Origin of the sequence: Bacillus sp. NMCN1 (assembly GCF_002998085.1) — a bacterium.
GTDB lineage: Bacteria > Bacillota > Bacilli > Bacillales > Bacillaceae > Bacillus.
This window is the reverse complement of record NZ_PVQL01000002.1, coordinates 662284-678950: the sequence shown is the minus strand read 5'-3', so window position 1 is coordinate 678950 and position 16667 is coordinate 662284. Positions and strand designations below refer to the sequence as shown.

Below are 16667 nucleotides of genomic sequence, written 5' to 3'. Positions count from 1 at the left end.
TCCTTATGAAACTTCCTTCAATCCTTTTAAGCCTTCTGGTGTTACCTTTTTCTCCAGCTTCATCAATGAAAAGTCGATGATGACCGCTAAAATGGTGACTGGGATGGCACCTGCAATAATGTATTCCGGCTGGTATAGCTGAAGTCCAATCAAAATGTAGTCACCAAGACCGCCTCCACCGATAAAAGCAGCAAGTGTTGTCCAGCCAATTAAATAAATCGTTGACGTTCGGACACCTGCCATAATGATCGGTACAGCAAGCGGAAGTTCCACAAGACGAATTTGTTCCCATGTGGTCATGCCGATCCCTTTACCGGATTCAAGCAAGTTTTTGTTCACCCCTTGGACGCCGGCATACGTATTTCTCAAAATAGGCAATACCGAATAGAAAAAGAGGGCAACGATTGCAGGTATTTTCCCAACCCCCAAAATAGGAATAAAAAATGCAAGAATCGCTAAACTAGGGAGTGTTTGAAAGATATTCACGACACCGATGACAAAACCTGCGCCTCGTTTCATTCGTGTGAGAACGACGCCTAAAGGAACGGCAACGATAATTCCTAGCACGACAGCAATTAAGGAAATATATAAATGCTCCCACATTTTTGTGAGGAGTTCCCCACCATTTTTCTCTAGAAAATCGATGATTTGATCCATGTGTCCACCTCCCTTAGTTCATTTCAATGGCAGACGCCGGCATATCGTCTCCCCAAATGGAGTCGTACACAACATCTACAAGACTTGCCCGTGTCACAATGCCTTTTAAATGCCCTTTGGCATCCACAACCGGTACATATTTAATACCGCGTATTAAGATTTTCCGAACGGTGTCTCTTAGAAGTGCGCCTTCTTGTACGGTATAGAACTCTGTATTTAAGATCTCACCAACGAAAGCCGCTTTTCTGCGGTTCGCATCAATTGTTTCAATATCGATATAGCCTTTTAGCACATGATGTTCATCTACTACAAGCAAGGAATCGACCCGCTTTTCTCTCATGATGTAGATGGCATCAGTCAACGTCTGTTCGACTGTAATGGTGACTGGTGACGTGTTCATCATTTGTTCTACACGTTCCATATTCGGATTTGATTGAAGCAGACGTTCTTTTCCGATGAATTCTTCTACGAACTCGTTGGCGGGGTTACGCAAAATATCTTCAGGTGTGCCTACTTGGACAATCTCTCCATCTTTTAAAATCACAATTCGGTCAGCTAGTTTAATGGCTTCATCCATGTCATGTGTGACGAATACGATGGTTTTATTTAACGTTTTTTGCAGTTTCTTAAATTCTTCCTGCAATGTATCTCGTGTAATTGGATCAAGTGCACCAAATGGTTCATCCATAAGGATCAGAGGGGGTTCTGCTGCCAGTGCGCGAAGAACTCCGATGCGCTGCTGCTGTCCTCCACTGAGTTCATGAGGATAACGCTCTAAAAATTCCGGGCCCATGTCGACGAGCTTCAGCAGTTCGCGTGCTCGTTCTTTCCGTTTTTCTTCCGGCCATTTTAAGAGCTTCGGCACAAGTGAGATGTTTTGCGCGATGGTCATATGGGGGAACAGTCCAATTTGCTGAATCACATAACCGATTTCTCTTCTTAATTGAACTGGATCTTTTTTCATAATATTTTCTCCCTCGATGAAAATGTTTCCTGAGGAAGGTTCGATGAGTCGGTTGATCATCTTCATGGTTGTGGTCTTACCACAGCCACTCGGTCCAATAAAACAAATAAATTCTCCTTTTGCTATTTCTAAATCAATATTTTTGACAGCTTTTTTTCCGCCTTTATACGTCTTAGATACATTCTCTAGTTTCAGCAAATGAGACACCTCCAATTAGTTGGATCTATATATTCAGAAAATTTACACCTTATTAATTATAGTGCAAACTTTATAAAATAAAAAGTTTATGATGTGTTTGTATTGCATAACATTTATATAAAATTTTCAGTTAACGCTCTAATATCTAGAGATTTCTCCTTTTTCCTTCAAATTACTAGCAATTACTCAATATTTATTGTTTTCGGCAACAAACAGGTATATGATATATTGTGTTACAAATTGTCAGTCGTGAAGGGATGAAGCGGGGAGTGGACAAGCAAGCGCTAGGCGCCATTCAAAAAGCACAGGATCATTATATTGAAAAAGCTGCAGAGAACATGAATGCCTTTGGTCTTTCTTCTACAGTGGGTAGAGTGCTTGGTATCATTCACATGAACCGTAAACCAATGACGCTGGAAGAGCTATCAGAGGCGACCGGCATGAGCAAAACGAGGATGAGTCAAGTCGTTCGAGAAATGCTCGATTTGAATATTGCGGAAAAGGTTTATGAAAAAGGAATACGTAAAGATCTTTATGACGTTGAGCAAGATCAATACCAAACGTTTATTTCATTGTTTGCAGCCAATTGGACACGAGTTGTCAGCAAAAACCGTAAAGCACATAAGAAAACGTGCAAGGAATTGCAAGAGCTGCTTGCACAGGACGACTTACCAGAAGAAACAGAGGATAAAATCAATCTGCTTCTTTCAGAAATCAAGGAAAGTCTTGATTACTATGATTGGATTAGCCGTTTAATTGAATTCTTTGAAAGTGAAGAAGTATTTAAGCATGTGCCGAAACCTTAAAAAAAGCTGTTTTATTTTACATCATTGTAGAAAAAACAGCTTTTTTATATACACTTATGACATAAAATAAACATCGGAAACATCCCTTTTAAGCCTGCGCCGATCATCTCAACTGCCACTACAGCAAGAATTAATCCCATCAAACGCGTCACGACATTCATCTCTGTTTTCCCCATTTTTCGCATAATAAAACTTGAATAATGAAAGGCATAATACGTCATGGCAAGAACGATGACAATGCCGATTAGAATCGCAAACATGTGGAGCATCCCTTGACTTCCTGGGGTTAAACTCATTACTGTAGCAATTGTACCGGGACCAGCGATGATCGGGATCGCCAGCGGCGTAACGGAGATATCTGACTTCTCTTTGCTTTCTGCCTTTTCCTCCGAATGAGGATTTTGGACGTGTGATTCTTTTGCATTCAGCAAATTGTAAGCGATCCCAAAAATAAAAATACCGCCAGCTATGCGGAGTGCATGAATATCGATCCCAAACAATTTGAAAATGAGCCTGCCTGCTAATAGAAAGGCAATCAAAATAATAAAAGAGACCACGATGGCTTTTTTTGCTGTCTGAGCGCGCTCTTTCTCTGTATAGCCCTCAGTTAAGGTGATGAAAAGAGGTACGTTTCCAATGGGGTTTGATACAGCAAATAATGAGACGACAACATGAATCATAAAGGAAATCAACAGACACCCTCCTTTTTTCATAGTGTCTGCCATTCTGATGTGAATATTCCCTTGTGATGTTAAAACCTGTATATCTTTAACCGATGATAATAGAGGTTTAAAGAAAGGGATTCACACATGAAGAAAACAATGACGATCATTCTTCTGGCTGTAGCAGTTTTAGGCGTAGTTGGCTGGATTGTTTGGCAGCAGTAGACCATCAAAAAAGCAGAGGGAAAACATCAGCAAGAAAGCAAAACGAACGATCTGAAGCTTTCGCAGTTAACATCAGATCAAACGGATATGAAGAATGAAAACGATGAACAAAAAAAGCAAATAGCCACCATCACAAAAAAGCTCAAAAAAGAAAAGAAAGCCTATGAAAAAGAGGTCAAACAGCGTAAAGCGCTTGAGGTGAAAGTCGGCCAGCTTCAAAAAGAGCTGGCAGCAGCAAAAAATGCTGCTCAAGCGAATAAGCAGACCGCACAGACTACTAGGAAAACAACTGTCAAAAAAGACCCGAATGTCACTCATCACCCTCCCTCACAGTGGGTACAGGACCAATATGATTAGGGCGTTAAACAAGGGTATATGAAAGAATAGAAAGGATGAAATAATGTGATACAGATTCGGCCATTATCTCATGATCAATCTCTCCCTATGGATCTTTTACTATTAGCTGATCCTTCAAAGGAAAAGGTTCTCGCGTATGTGCAATCCGGTTCTTGTTATGCCGCCTTTCATGAACAGGAAGTGATTGGTGTCTATGTGCTATCACCGCTATCTCAGCATACAGTCGAAATCATGAATGTTGCCGTGAAGGAGTCATGGCAAGGAAAGGGAATTGGAAAGCAGCTGATCCGCCATGCGATCGCTGAAGCGAAAGCCGCTGGTTTTCATACGATTGAAATCGGCACAGGCAACTCGAGTATTCAACAGCTCGCACTTTATCAAAAATGCGGCTTCCGCCTGACTTCAATCGATCGCGATTTCTTCCTTAAGCATTATGATGAACCGATTTATGAAAATGGGATTCAGTGTATGGATATGGTACGGCTTTCCCTCACGTTTCAAGCAGACTGACTTTTTGTTCAGCCTGCTTTTTTTATGCTCTTCGCTTTTTCACAGCATGAATCACATATTGAATGAAAAAGTAAAGCACAGCGCCAGCTAAAAAGCAGACAACACATCCAAAAAGCGTCGCCTCTGAGCTGAATTGATACTCTTCAATTTTCATGATATAAAATGGCATGCCAAACAGCGTCGGACTTGATTCAACATGATTGACCTCTAGCAGCAGTAAAAAGACAGGGGTCATAAACACAACAAATATATACAGCATCGCAAGTGTTAAGCCGCTAGAAAACGAATGAAATACTTTGATCATCTCTTTCTCTCCTTCATCTCTTTTAAACTGGCTGTGATATTTTTCCCGTCTGGGCAAGCTGGATGCAGCATCACAGTGTTCAGTAAAGAAAAAAACAGCAGCTGATGACTCACCGGATGCTTCCACATCAAAATAAGCACAATCGAGCAGAGCACCGGAAACAGTGGACCCGCAAGTGCCACCATCAGATTAAAGCTCGGCCGGGCAAATGTCTCATGGACGATCGCCACATGCTTCCAATCAATCGTTACCACAAAATCAAAGAGCGGCCTTTTTTCAATTTTGTTGCACACCATAACCATCAGCATATGACCGAGTTCATGAATGAGCACAACCGCTAGTAAACTAATGACAAGCCCCATCATCGCAATATCGGCCTTTTTAACATCACAGCATATATACAACTGAAAAAGGCAAGTGAACCAAGCAGATATGCGGTGGCGAGAAGAGACTCATGAGATGACAGCCACTCTAATAAAAGCATATCGATGAAGCTGAATACAGCAATCATCATCACGATGACAAACAGTTTATTAAAATCACTGATCTTCACGACAAACCCTGTACAGGTTGCCATGGCGGTAATTAATAAAATGGACAAACTCGCCAAGCCATGACCTTCACTTTCAATACCGATCACCAAATAAGCAAGCCCGATATACACAAAATAAATCAGTAAATTGATTGTGTAATAAAATAAAATTCTTGACAATATATACGCGCCCTTTGATGTATTTAACATAAAGATGGCCCGTTGATTGATATGATATTCTCTGCCAATCATCAGCGGAAGCATGATCAATATTTCCTTTAACGCAAACTGCACAATGAAGGCATACAGCCAGCCAGTTTCTGCCGGAGTAAAAACAAATGGGAGCCCCATCGTCAAACAAATGAGAAAGAGAAACAAAATGCCCTGTTCTTTAAAAACAGCTGAGCGGCTGAAATAGACCAATTCCTGCCGCAGATGCGTCAGAAAGGAAGAGTGCGTTCTCATTTTCTGGTAAGAAAACGACTTCACCTCTGTTTTTAGCTGCAAAAACATTTGATGAACATAGCAAGCTGCTAAACCCTTCACCCATAGCCATCCAGCGCTTAGAAGGATTACCAGAAACATCAGATAGACAGCCGGCCATACAAGAATCATCTCCACTGCTTTTTGAAAAAGAAGAAATATGAGTACATGAAGCGTCCCAAAGCCAATCGTTTGCAGCAGCAAATGCTCTTTTGTTTTTGATACAAAATGGCTCACGCCGATCCGCATCAGCATCCAAGAAGTGAGCGTAGAAAGCGCCAATATGCCGCATGTGATGCAAACAACGATGATCCAATACAGAGATGGGGTTACACCCGTGATCAAAAGACCTAATACAATCGGTAAAAAAAGCAGTCCAGCCATGAGGAAGCAAAAAAGCACTGGAAAGAAATACACACAAAGGACAAATGGTACACTTTGTATCGCACTGTTCAAAAAGTAGAATTGATATTCTTGGCGCTTCAATTTATTGCGTGATAAGACAATGCCTGCCCCTAATAGTAAGAGCGACATTTTGACAAATTGGAGGTATAGCGCAGCTGGCTCGTTTTCACCTGCCTGCATGAAAAAGCGCAGGCTGATGACGACGTATATCGCATAGATCAGCAAGAGAAAAACGGCAGCTGCGAGAAGCTGCAAAGGATACTTATTTCCAAGCTGCTTTCCTTTCGTTGTCAGCATGCCCCACTCTATTTTATGAAGAACGTGTCGTGTCCAAATCATTGAGTAACCTCTCCACCTGCATATAGTAATCTCGATTCACTTCTTTATAAATCTCTTCAAGTGCCTGATGAGGAAATGTCTGAGTCGTTTCTTGGCGAGACATATTCAGCTTGACGTCACCATTTCTTAAGATCATGAGATGATCATATAATGTATCACTAAAGCTCAAATGATGAGTTGATATAAGGATGCCAGCGCCTTGATCTCTCAACTTCATGAGCACCTTTTTTAAGATGATCATCATATCTGGATCAAGTCCGTTCGTTGGCTCGTCGAACACATAATAATCACATGGTCTGAGGAGCTGCGAAATGATCTGTGTTTTCTTTTGATTGCCATGGGACAGCTGAGCGATTGGCTGATCCATATACGGACTCAGCTCAAACAAATCGGTGAATGTCTCTTCACGTGTGACATCTTGCTCATTTGACAGTTGAAGTAATTGAAAGTATTCCCTCGGTGTTAAATAATCGAACAACGCATGATCGTCAGGAATATAGGAAACATGTTTTTTCAAAAGGGAAATATGAGCTGAGGTTTGAAGGTTCAGCTGTTCACCATGTAAGGAAACGTATCCAGTAAATGGCGTCAGCCCAAACATAGCTTGAATCATCGTTGTCTTTCCTGCACCATTATGCCCTAAAAGAAGCATCGTCCGGCCTTTCTCCACGTTCATTTGAATATTACGGAGAGAGAAGGTGCGGCTATACGTTTTTTCTTGTAATTGTAATGTCAGCATCATATCCCTCCGTTTGTTTCAGATGGAACAGATGACCTTGCATCTGTTCTCATCCCTGTTAGAACCCGCATTGGATTTTAACGTACATGCCTAATAATTTGAACTCTCCTAAAAATTTGGAGCCCTTTCCAAAGGTCTTACATGCCCAAATCAATGCACCAAGTGAAATAATACCCAATATAGCGGCAAGGACATAAATCCAAAATGCGTTTTTCTGTACATTCTTAGAAGTTAGAATTCGTTGCTTCCTTTCATCATATGCCGCCAGTAGGTGAAGGACATACATATACACACCTACTGGAAAACGAAGGCTAAAAGGATTCAGCATCTCATCACCCCCTAATATATGTAAAATGATACCACCTCCTTACAGAAAACATAAGTTCATTTCAGATCATATTTTTAGTCGATTTTTCATGATCTATTGCTTATAAATGGTGGAGCTTCGCACTTTCCCTCTGACTGAAGGACGACTTTTTACAAAAATAGGATGTGACTATTGAAACAGCTGCGGGATTTCTTTCAACACAAAAAAACGCTACGTCCCGCTCTCATGAAAGAGCGGGACGCAGCGCGTAGCTGACATTATTTATTCAAGTTATAGAATGTTGCAATGCCGTGATACTGTGCTGTTTCAGCCAATTGATCTTCGATGCGAAGTAATTGGTTGTATTTCGCCACACGGTCCGTACGAGACGGAGCACCTGTTTTGATTTGTCCAGCATTTGTTGCAACAGCGATGTCTGCAATTGTGCTGTCTTCTGTTTCACCAGAGCGGTGAGAGATGACTGCTGTGTATCCTGCGCGTTTTGCCATTTCGATTGCATCAAATGTTTCAGTTAATGTACCGATTTGGTTTACTTTGATCAGGATAGAGTTACCGACACCATTTTTAATACCTTCAGAAAGCTTCTTCGTGTTTGTAACGAATAAGTCATCTCCTACTAGCTGAACCTTGCTGCCAAGGCGCTCAGTTAATAGTTTGTGACCTTCCCAGTCGTTTTCATCAAGGCCATCTTCGATAGAGATGATTGGGTATTTCGATACCATATCTTCATACCAGTCAACCATTTCAGCAGATGTTTTCACAACACCTTCGCCTGATAAATGATATTTACCGTCTTCTTTGTTGTAGAACTCAGAAGATGCAGCATCCATTGCAAGTTTCACTTCTTCACCTGGTTTGAAACCAGCTTTTTCAATCGCTTCTACGATTGTTTGAAGTGCTTCTTCGTTAGAACCAAGGTTTGGAGCGAATCCGCCTTCGTCACCTACAGCTGTGTTTAAGCCTTTTGCACTTAATACAGATTTCAGGCTATGGAAGATTTGTGCGCCCATGCGAAGTGCTTCACGGAAGTTCGGTGCACCTACAGGCATAATCATGAATTCTTGAATGTCTACGTTGTTATCCGCATGCTCCCCGCCGTTGACGATGTTCATCATTGGTACTGGAAGCGTTTTGGAGTTGAATCCACCAAGGTATTGATAAAGTGGAATTTGTAAGAAATCAGCAGCCGCACGTGCTACAGCGATAGATACGCCAAGGATTGCGTTTGCGCCTAATTTCCCTTTGTTTTCTGTTCCATCAAGTTCGATTAACATTTTGTCAATCGCTACTTGTTCTGTTACATCAAAGCCTAAAAGCTCTGGTGCAATAATTTCGTTTACGTTGTTTACAGCTGTCAGAACACCTTTTCCAAGGTAACGGTCTTTGTCTCCGTCACGTAGTTCTACTGCTTCATATTCACCAGTAGAAGCACCACTTGGTACTAGTGCACGGCCAAAGCCGCCAGATTCTGTGTAAACTTCTACTTCAACTGTTGGGTTACCGCGAGAGTCTAATACTTCGCGTGCATATACGTCAACAATGTATGGCATTGTTATTTCTCTCCTTTTGAATCAATTTGTTATTTCTGAATCAATGATGTTCCTGTCATTTCTTTTGGTTTTTCAAGACCAAGTAAGTCTAAAAGCGTTGGAGATAGATCGGCTAAAATGCCGCCTTCTCTAAGCGTTGCACCTTTTTTCGTCACGATCACTGGAACAGGGTTTGTCGTATGTGCAGTATGCGGCTTTCCTTCTTCGGTAATCAGCACGTCTGCGTTACCGTGGTCTGCCGTGATGATGGCATGTCCGCCTTTTGCCAGGATTGCGTCGACTACAGCTCCTAAGCACTCATCTACTGCTTCAATGGCTTTGATTGTTGGCTCGAGCATACCTGAATGACCAACCATATCCGGGTTAGCAAAGTTCAGGATGATCGCATCATGCTTGTCGGCATTGATGTCTGCAACAAGTGCATCCTTTACCTCGTAAGCGCTCATTTCTGGCTTGAGGTCATAGGTTGCCACATCTGGTGAATTGATTAAGATGCGGTCTTCACCAGGAAATTCTTCTTCACGTCCACCGCTCATAAAGAACGTCACATGAGGATATTTCTCTGTTTCAGCAATCCGCAGCTGTTTCAATCCATTTTGAGAAAGCACTTCTCCTACTGTGTTATCCAAATTCACTGGTTTGAAGGCGACATAGCCATCAACCGTTTCACTGAAGTGTGTGAAGCAGACGAAGTGTAAATCCTTCGGATGTGCTTCCCCGCGGTCAAACGAGCGAAAATCTTCATTTGTGAAAGTGTTTGAAATTTGGATCGCACGGTCTGGACGGAAGTTATAGAAAATCACAGAATCGCCGTCGTTTACTTTTGCAACTGGCTCACCATTTTCTCTCGTAATGACAGATGGAATAACGAATTCATCGTAGATTCCATTTTCATAGGAGTCATCAACGACATCATAGATGTTTTGATAACTTGGGCCTTCACCATAAGCCATTGCGCGGTACGCTTTCTCCACACGATCCCAGCGTTTGTCACGGTCCATTGAGTAATAGCGTCCAGAAAGTGTTGCCACTTCACCGACACCGATTTCTTTGATTTGTTCTTCAAGCTGTTTTAAATACACTTTGGCTGTCTTCTGACCAACATCACGTCCGTCTAAGAAGCCATGAATGTATACCTTTGTTAATCCTTCTTTTTTCGCCAGCTTCAGCAGGGCAAAGAGATGCTGAATGTGGCTATGCACACCGCCGTCTGACAAGAGACCGAATAAATGAAGGGCCTTGTCGTTCTCTTTTGCATAAGTCATTGCATCTAGGAACGTTTCGTTTTTCTCAAATTCCCCTTCACGAATGGCAACATTCACTCTTGTTAAGCTTTGATACACAATGCGTCCTGCACCGATGTTCAAATGCCCAACTTCAGAGTTTCCCATTTGACCTTGTGGGAGACCTACTGCCTCACCTGAAGCCGTTAAGGTTTGATGTGGGAATTCGTTCCAGTAGCGGTCGAAGTTCGGTTTCTTTGCTTGGGCAACAGCGTTACCGACTGTTTCGCCTCTTAAACCGAATCCATCTAAGATGATTAATGCAGCTGGTTTCTTACTCATATTGACCTTCCTCCAATAATTGAACGAAAGACTGAGGTTCTAAGCTTGCGCCGCCTACCAAAGCACCGTCAATATCGGATTCTGCCATATATTCTTTAATATTCGCCGGCTTCACGCTTCCGCCATATTGAATGCGAAGGCTGTCTGCCGCTTCTTGACCATATTCGCTTGCAACTGTTTGACGGATATGCGCACAAACGTCATTTGCATCTTTCGCAGTAGAAGATTTCCCTGTACCGATAGCCCAGATTGGCTCATATGCAATGACAGATTCAGCGACTTGCTGAGTCGTTAAACCAGCTAGTGCTTTCTTCACTTGATCAGCGACAAGTTCATTTGTTTTGCCAGCTTCACGCTCTTCAAGCGTTTCACCTACACAGATAATTGGAACAATGCCATGCTTGAATGCAGCATGTGCTTTTTTGTTCACTGTTTCATCTGTTTCAGCGAAGAATTCGCGGCGCTCTGAATGACCGATCACTGAGTAGCCGATGCCAAGATCTTTTAGCGCAGCAGGGCTGATTTCACCAGTGAATGCACCATTTTCTTCAAAGTGCATGTTTTGTGCACCAATTTTAAGGTCTGTTCCGTTAGAAAGGCTGTTTAGCTTTTCAAGGAAAAGAGCTGGTGCACAGACAATGGATTCCACTTTGTCAGGAGATGGAATGGATGACTTGACTTCTTCAACGAAGCTGACCGCTTCGCCAAGTGTTTTGTTCATTTTCCAGTTCCCAGCTATAATTGGTTTTCTCATGATTGACACTTCCTTATAGCAGTTTTGGTCTTATTTATCGTTTAATGCAGTAACACCTGGAAGCTCTTTGCCTTCCATAAATTCAAGTGAAGCGCCGCCGCCTGTAGAAATATGGCTCATCTGATCGGCAAGACCAAATTTCTCAACTGCTGCTGCTGAATCTCCACCGCCAATGACAGAATATGTATCTTTTGCTTCTGCCAGTGCTTCTGCGATTGCTTTTGTTCCTTTTGCGAATGCGTCGATTTCAAATACACCCATTGGTCCGTTCCAAACAACAAGTTTGCTGTTTTTAATGACGTCAGCGTACTTGCCTATTGTCTCTGTACCAATATCAAGCGCTTCTAGATCACTTGGAATTTCAGAGATTGGCACAATGCTTGTATTCGCATCATTAGAAAAGTCGTCGGCTACCAGAACATCAGTTGGAATCAGGAAGTTCACGCCTTTTTCTTTTGCACGGTCCATAAAGGATTTCGCTAAATCGACTTTGTCTTCTTCTAATAAAGATTTTCCTACTTCGTGGCCAAGTGCTTTCACAAATGTGTAAGCAAGTCCGCCGCCAATAATAAGGTTGTCCACTTTATCCAGAAGACTTTCAATCACACCGATTTTATCCTTTACTTTTGCGCCACCGATAATCGCTGTAAATGGGCGATCAGGGTTTGAAATGGCTTTTCCTAGAACCTCAAGCTCTTTTTGCATGAGGAAGCCCGAAACAGCCGGAAGATATGCTGCAATACCAGCAGTGGATGCATGTGCACGGTGTGCAGCACCGAACGCATCATTGACATACACATCGGCTAAATCAGCAAATGCTTTTGATAATTCAGGATCGTTCTTTTCTTCACCAGGATAGAAACGAACGTTTTCAAGCACTAGCACATCTCCTTCTTTTAAGTCAGAGATTTGCTTTTTCACGTTGTCGCCGTAAGCTTCATCCGCTTTTTTCACTTCTTGTCCAAGAAGCTCTTGCAGACGTTTTGCCACAGGTGTCAGACGCAGTTCTTCAGTAACTTGACCCTTCGGACGACCCAAATGACTAGCTAGTAGTACCTTTGCGCCTTGTCCTGTTAAATACTCAATCGTTGGTAATGCTGCGCGAATACGAGTATCATCCGTCACTTCTCCGTCTTTCATTGGAACGTTAAAATCTACGCGGCAGAACACAACTTTACCTTTTACGTCAATGTCTTTTACTGATTTCTTATTCATGCTCGTCAGGAGATCCTCCTTTATTCTGGTTTCCTTACGCATTGGACAAGTCTCTCTTTATCCTTTTCCCATTTTGCCCTCATCAAAACGAGAAATCGTGCAGAACGGATAAAAACAGAGAAAGGGAAAGGGATGCTTCCCCTTCCCTTGTCCGTCTTCATTATATCGTGTCTCTAGGAAAGAACCAAGTGAGTTCCTTCAGTGTGAGAAATTAAAGACCTTGTTTTGCAATGTAAGCTGCAAGGTCAACAACGCGGTGAGAATATCCACTCTCGTTATCGTACCAAGAAATAACTTTCACCATGCTACCTTCCATCACCATTGTAGAAAGAGCATCAATTGTTGAAGAGTTTGCATTACCATTGTAGTCACCAGATACTAATGGCTCTTCGCTGTAGCCAAGGATTCCATTAAGTTCTCCTTCAGCTGCTTCTTTAAGTGCTGCATTTACATCTTCAGCTGTTACATCTTGGTTTAATTCAGCCACAAGGTCAACTAAAGAAACGTTAGGTGTTGGAACACGCATAGCGCCACCGTTTAATTTACCTTTAAGTTCAGGCAATACAAGTGAAACAGCTTTCGCAGCACCTGTTGAAGTTGGGATGATGTTTTCCGCAGCTGCACGAGCACGACGGTAGTCTTTGTGCGGAAGATCAAGAATTTGCTGGTCATTTGTGTATGAGTGAACAGTTGTCATCATACCGCGTTTGATACCAAATTTATCGTTAAGTACTTTTGCAAATGGAGCTAAGCAGTTCGTTGTACAAGATGCATTAGAGATGACATCGTGGCTAGCTGCATCGTATTTGTCTTCGTTTACACCCATAACGATTGTGATATCTTCTTCGTTAGCAGGAGCAGAGATGATGACTTTTTTAGCGCCAGCTTCTAAGTGTTTTGCAGCGTCTGCACGTTTTGTGAAGAATCCAGTAGATTCAACAACGATTTCTACGCCTTGTTTACCCCAGCTTAATTTCGCAGGGTCACGCTCAGCTGATACTTCGATTGTTTTACCGTTCACTACTAAGTTTGTACCGTCTACAGAAACCTCTGCATCTAGTTTTCCGTGAACAGAGTCATATTGTAAAAGGTGTGCAAGCATGTTAGCGTCTGTTAGATCGTTAACCGCTACTACCTCAACTTCAGGATTGTTTAATGCTGCACGAAATACGTTACGTCCAATACGTCCAAATCCGTTAATACCGACTTTTACTGCCATGATGTTTCCTCCTTTTATAGGTCACAATGTTTTATATTGAGGGATCAATTGACTCCCTTAATAACTCTTTTGCGGCTCCTTCGTCTGTGACGAGAACCGTTCGGCGGGGTTTTTTGAAATAAGCTTCAATGGCCCCTGCCTTTGATGATCCACCTGCAACAGCAATGATGTGTGGAATGCTTTCTAAATCATCTAGCTGCATGCCGACGGAGTGAACTTTGTGGACGACCTCACCATCACGATTAAAGTAATAGCCAAAGGCCTCTGTCACTGCGTCATGCTCATCAATCTTTTTTAAATCTTCAGCTGGTGTGTTTCGTCTCATCGCCATTGTTTTTGCTTCACCGATCCCATGAATGAGCATCGTGGATGATTTAATCGTTTGAAGCACTTCTTTGACTGACGGCTCTTCAATAATGGAAGAGTAAGCACCTTCTGACAGCTGCCCTGGAACAAACAGCAATTTGTAAGTACCGGAAGCTTTTTCAGCCATGTGGGCACAAATGGTGTTTGCCTGATTTTTTACATTCTCCCCAAGACCGCCTCTCGCAGGGACAAACATCGTATCGCGGTTTTTGGCATCAGGGGTCATCATTTCGGCAACGGCTTCCATCGTCGTTCCGCCAGTGACGGCGACGATATTATTTCCAGTAAACCTTTTTTTCATACATTGGACAGCAGCTCTTCCCATTTCTTGCTTCACCCACGGGGATTCGTCACTGTCACCAGAAACGATGATGACTTCTTCCAGACCTAACTTTCTCTTTAATGTATTTTCCAGAAAGGTTAAACCTAAAACGTCCTTCATCATTCCTTCAAGCATATCAAGCAAAGCATGGCCTTCACTCGTCAGCATCATACCGCTCGTTTTGACATCCAGCAGATTTTGTTCTTTTAAAAACTGAACTTCAGCTCTTAAGATGCGCTCACTGAGACCAAGACTCGTCGCAAGGCTTCTGCGGCCGATTGGTTCAGCTAACCTGATGTACTGCAAAATGTCGTAGCGTTTTTGCATAACGATGAGAAGATCTGGCAATAATTTTTTTTGAGCTTCCAATAAACGATTCATGGCTAACGACCCTTTCTTTTCACGTTGGACTAAAAATGTCCCACTGTGACAAAAAACGTCCCGCCACAGCCAAAAAAAATCAACCCCTGCTTTCTTTAATTATTTTAACAGGATCATCTTGCATTTTCAACTCTTACAAACACATTTAGACAAAAAATAGACACATTTCCACCGATAACCTGCTTGTCATCAAGGTTCTTGCTATGATATTTCTTTTCAAAATATTTATTCTCTTCTATATTCAATGAATTCACCATTGAAAATGTGCATGCGTGTAGATCCGCATGCACATTTTGTTGATATCGTTGATCTTTTATGTTTTTGGGATGGTTCCTTCCTCTTCGGCGAAACGCTTTGCCTCTTCCTTCGGTTTGATTTTGAGATAATAAATGATGTAGCAGGCAGCCATGAACGGAACGCCGCAATAAAGGCCAATCCGCTGATCCTCAATAAAGAATAAGCTGATGAGCACGATGCCAAATGCGATGAAGCCTGCTAGTGGCACAAATGGATAGAGCGGTGTACGGAAAACAAGATCCTTTACATCTCCACCCGCTTGTATGAATTGTTTTCTAAAGAAATACTGAGACAAACAAATGGACATCCACACCACAACTAAAACCATTCCAGAAATCGAAATGAGCCACACATACACCGTTTTTGGTGCCACAACACTTGTGAGCAGGGACAAAGCGGATACACCCATTGTCACCAATAATGCATTGATCGGGATTTTACGCTTGGACAGCTTTTTCGTAAAAACAGGTCCTTTCCCGTCCTTTGAAAGCGACCAAAGCATACGTGATGATGCATATAATCCAGAGTTTGCTACAGATAAGACAGCCGTGATGATAATAAAATTCATGATATCTGCAGCATATGGGATGCCGACCTTGTCCAGCACGACCACAAACGGACTGTCGACAGCGCCTGCTGTCTGCCATGGAAGAAGTGCTGCCAGAACCGCAATTGATAAAACGAAAAAGACCATCGTTCTCCAAATAATATTACGTATCGATCGAGGCAATGTTTTTTCAGGGCTTTCACTCTCACCTGCTGCAATCCCTACAAGCTCTGTTCCTTGGAAGGAGAAATTGACCGTGACCATGGTTAATAAAATAGCAAAAACACCATTAGGAAATAGTCCGCCATGATCCGTTAAATGACGAAATAAAGGGGCTGGTTCTCCGCCTTTTAGATGAATCATTCCGAAAATTGCGCCAATTCCGATGATAATAAACAATAGAATGGCTGCAACCTTAATGGCTGAAAACCAAAACTCCGTTTCAGCGAAGCTGCGAGCTGAGATGGCATTCACGGCAAATAATATCACGCTAAATACTAGACACCAAAGCCAAACCGGGATATCCGGGAACCACCTTTGGAGCAATATGCCTGCTGACGTAAACTCCAGTCCAATCGTACACGCCCAGCTAAACCAATACAGCCAGCCGATCATAAAGCCTGTGGACGGGCCTATATATTTGGTTGCATATTCCTGAAAGGAACCGGCTGTCGGCATCGCCACTGCTAATTCTCCAAGACACAGCATGACCAAATACATTAACAGTCCGCCAATGATAAACGATAGAATGGCTCCCCCAGGTCCTGCCTGATGGATAATGAGTCCTGACCCAAGGAAAAGGCCCGTACCGATGACGCCGCCTAAGGCAATCATAAAGAGATGTCTGCTTTTCATGGAACGCTCTAGTTCATTATGCTGTTCTTGTATCAAATCCACTTCCCCCACTTTCCCTCTTCTATTCATCATCCTTTGACAAAATTC

General features: G+C 42.4%; 18 protein-coding genes. 3 read left to right on the top strand and 15 right to left on the bottom strand.

Annotation, left to right across the window (positions count from 1 at the left end; genetic code table 11):
• Nucleotides 1-3: 3 nt before the first annotated feature.
• Together C6W21_RS13240 and C6W21_RS13235 are read right to left on the bottom strand one after the other, a co-directional pair.
• Nucleotides 4-657, bottom strand: coding sequence for an ABC transporter permease (locus C6W21_RS13240; RefSeq protein ID WP_060698329.1), 654 nt, complete (start codon nucleotides 655-657; stop codon nucleotides 4-6).
• Nucleotides 658-670: 13 nt separating this feature from the next.
• The gene (locus C6W21_RS13235; RefSeq protein ID WP_106056438.1) at nucleotides 671-1819 is read right to left on the bottom strand and encodes a betaine/proline/choline family ABC transporter ATP-binding protein; all 1149 of its coding nucleotides are present in this window, start codon (nucleotides 1817-1819) and stop codon (nucleotides 671-673) included.
• Between the two features lie 269 nt (nucleotides 1820-2088).
• Here C6W21_RS13235 and C6W21_RS13230 point away from each other — a divergent pair, with 269 nt between their 5' ends.
• Nucleotides 2089-2625 (top strand): GbsR/MarR family transcriptional regulator, encoded by a 537-nt coding sequence (locus C6W21_RS13230; protein ID WP_106050979.1) that lies wholly within the window; start codon nucleotides 2089-2091, stop codon nucleotides 2623-2625.
• A 44-nt stretch (nucleotides 2626-2669) separates the two neighbouring features.
• Here C6W21_RS13230 and C6W21_RS13225 read toward each other — a convergent pair whose 3' ends face one another.
• Nucleotides 2670-3317 carry a MarC family protein gene (locus C6W21_RS13225; protein WP_106056436.1) on the bottom strand — a complete coding sequence of 216 codons (648 nt, stop codon included), beginning with the start codon at nucleotides 3315-3317 and terminating at the stop codon, nucleotides 2670-2672.
• Nucleotides 3318-3599: 282 nt separating this feature from the next.
• Between C6W21_RS13225 and C6W21_RS19270 the strand changes: the two genes are divergently transcribed.
• Nucleotides 3600-3869 carry a hypothetical protein gene (locus tag C6W21_RS19270; protein ID WP_223260986.1) on the top strand — a complete coding sequence of 90 codons (270 nt, stop codon included), beginning with the start codon at nucleotides 3600-3602 and terminating at the stop codon, nucleotides 3867-3869.
• Between the two features lie 45 nt (nucleotides 3870-3914).
• Nucleotides 3915-4379, top strand: coding sequence for a GNAT family N-acetyltransferase (locus tag C6W21_RS13215; protein ID WP_106050733.1), 465 nt, complete (start codon nucleotides 3915-3917; stop codon nucleotides 4377-4379).
• A 22-nt stretch (nucleotides 4380-4401) separates the two neighbouring features.
• Here the strand turns inward: C6W21_RS13215 and C6W21_RS13210 are convergent, their stop codons facing one another.
• The 12 genes from C6W21_RS13210 to C6W21_RS13155 all read right to left on the bottom strand — a co-directional run bounded on the left by C6W21_RS13210 (nucleotide 4402) and on the right by C6W21_RS13155 (nucleotide 16649).
• Nucleotides 4402-4683, bottom strand: a complete 282-nt coding sequence (locus tag C6W21_RS13210) for a hypothetical protein (RefSeq protein WP_106050732.1) — start codon at nucleotides 4681-4683, stop codon at nucleotides 4402-4404.
• Complete coding sequence (locus C6W21_RS13205; RefSeq protein WP_106050731.1) at nucleotides 4680-5048, bottom strand: hypothetical protein; 369 nt, start codon at nucleotides 5046-5048, stop codon at nucleotides 4680-4682. Before C6W21_RS13205 ends, C6W21_RS13210 begins: the two co-directional genes overlap by 4 nt.
• Nucleotides 5045-6442: a hypothetical protein gene (locus tag C6W21_RS13200; RefSeq protein WP_106056434.1), complete on the bottom strand. Its 1398-nt coding sequence runs from the start codon at nucleotides 6440-6442 to the stop codon at nucleotides 5045-5047. The genes C6W21_RS13205 and C6W21_RS13200 overlap by 4 nt, the downstream gene beginning before the upstream one ends.
• Nucleotides 6414-7181, bottom strand: coding sequence for an ATP-binding cassette domain-containing protein (locus C6W21_RS13195; RefSeq protein WP_106056432.1), 768 nt, complete (start codon nucleotides 7179-7181; stop codon nucleotides 6414-6416). Before C6W21_RS13195 ends, C6W21_RS13200 begins: the two co-directional genes overlap by 29 nt.
• A 58-nt stretch (nucleotides 7182-7239) precedes the next feature.
• Nucleotides 7240-7509: a hypothetical protein gene (locus C6W21_RS13190; RefSeq protein ID WP_034660022.1), complete on the bottom strand. Its 270-nt coding sequence runs from the start codon at nucleotides 7507-7509 to the stop codon at nucleotides 7240-7242.
• 257 nt (nucleotides 7510-7766) lie between these two features.
• Nucleotides 7767-9059: a phosphopyruvate hydratase gene (gene eno / locus C6W21_RS13185; RefSeq protein WP_003212752.1), complete on the bottom strand. Its 1293-nt coding sequence runs from the start codon at nucleotides 9057-9059 to the stop codon at nucleotides 7767-7769.
• A gap of 29 nt (nucleotides 9060-9088) precedes the next feature.
• Nucleotides 9089-10624 carry a 2,3-bisphosphoglycerate-independent phosphoglycerate mutase gene (gene gpmI, locus C6W21_RS13180; protein WP_106030511.1) on the bottom strand — a complete coding sequence of 512 codons (1536 nt, stop codon included), beginning with the start codon at nucleotides 10622-10624 and terminating at the stop codon, nucleotides 9089-9091.
• On the bottom strand, nucleotides 10617-11378 hold the full coding sequence (tpiA, locus tag C6W21_RS13175; RefSeq protein WP_003213530.1) for a triose-phosphate isomerase: 762 nt from the start codon (nucleotides 11376-11378) through the stop codon (nucleotides 10617-10619). Before tpiA ends, gpmI begins: the two co-directional genes overlap by 8 nt.
• A 30-nt stretch (nucleotides 11379-11408) precedes the next feature.
• Complete coding sequence (locus C6W21_RS13170; protein WP_106050727.1) at nucleotides 11409-12593, bottom strand: phosphoglycerate kinase; 1185 nt, start codon at nucleotides 12591-12593, stop codon at nucleotides 11409-11411.
• A 211-nt stretch (nucleotides 12594-12804) separates the two neighbouring features.
• Entirely contained in the window at nucleotides 12805-13812 is a 1008-nt protein-coding gene (gap, locus tag C6W21_RS13165) for a type I glyceraldehyde-3-phosphate dehydrogenase (protein WP_012011304.1), read from the bottom strand.
• Between the two features lie 31 nt (nucleotides 13813-13843).
• Nucleotides 13844-14881, bottom strand: coding sequence for a sugar-binding transcriptional regulator (locus C6W21_RS13160; protein WP_106050726.1), 1038 nt, complete (start codon nucleotides 14879-14881; stop codon nucleotides 13844-13846).
• A gap of 313 nt (nucleotides 14882-15194) precedes the next feature.
• Nucleotides 15195-16649: an amino acid permease gene (locus C6W21_RS13155; protein WP_223249585.1), complete on the bottom strand. Its 1455-nt coding sequence runs from the start codon at nucleotides 16647-16649 to the stop codon at nucleotides 15195-15197.
• Nucleotides 16650-16667 lie beyond the last annotated feature (18 nt).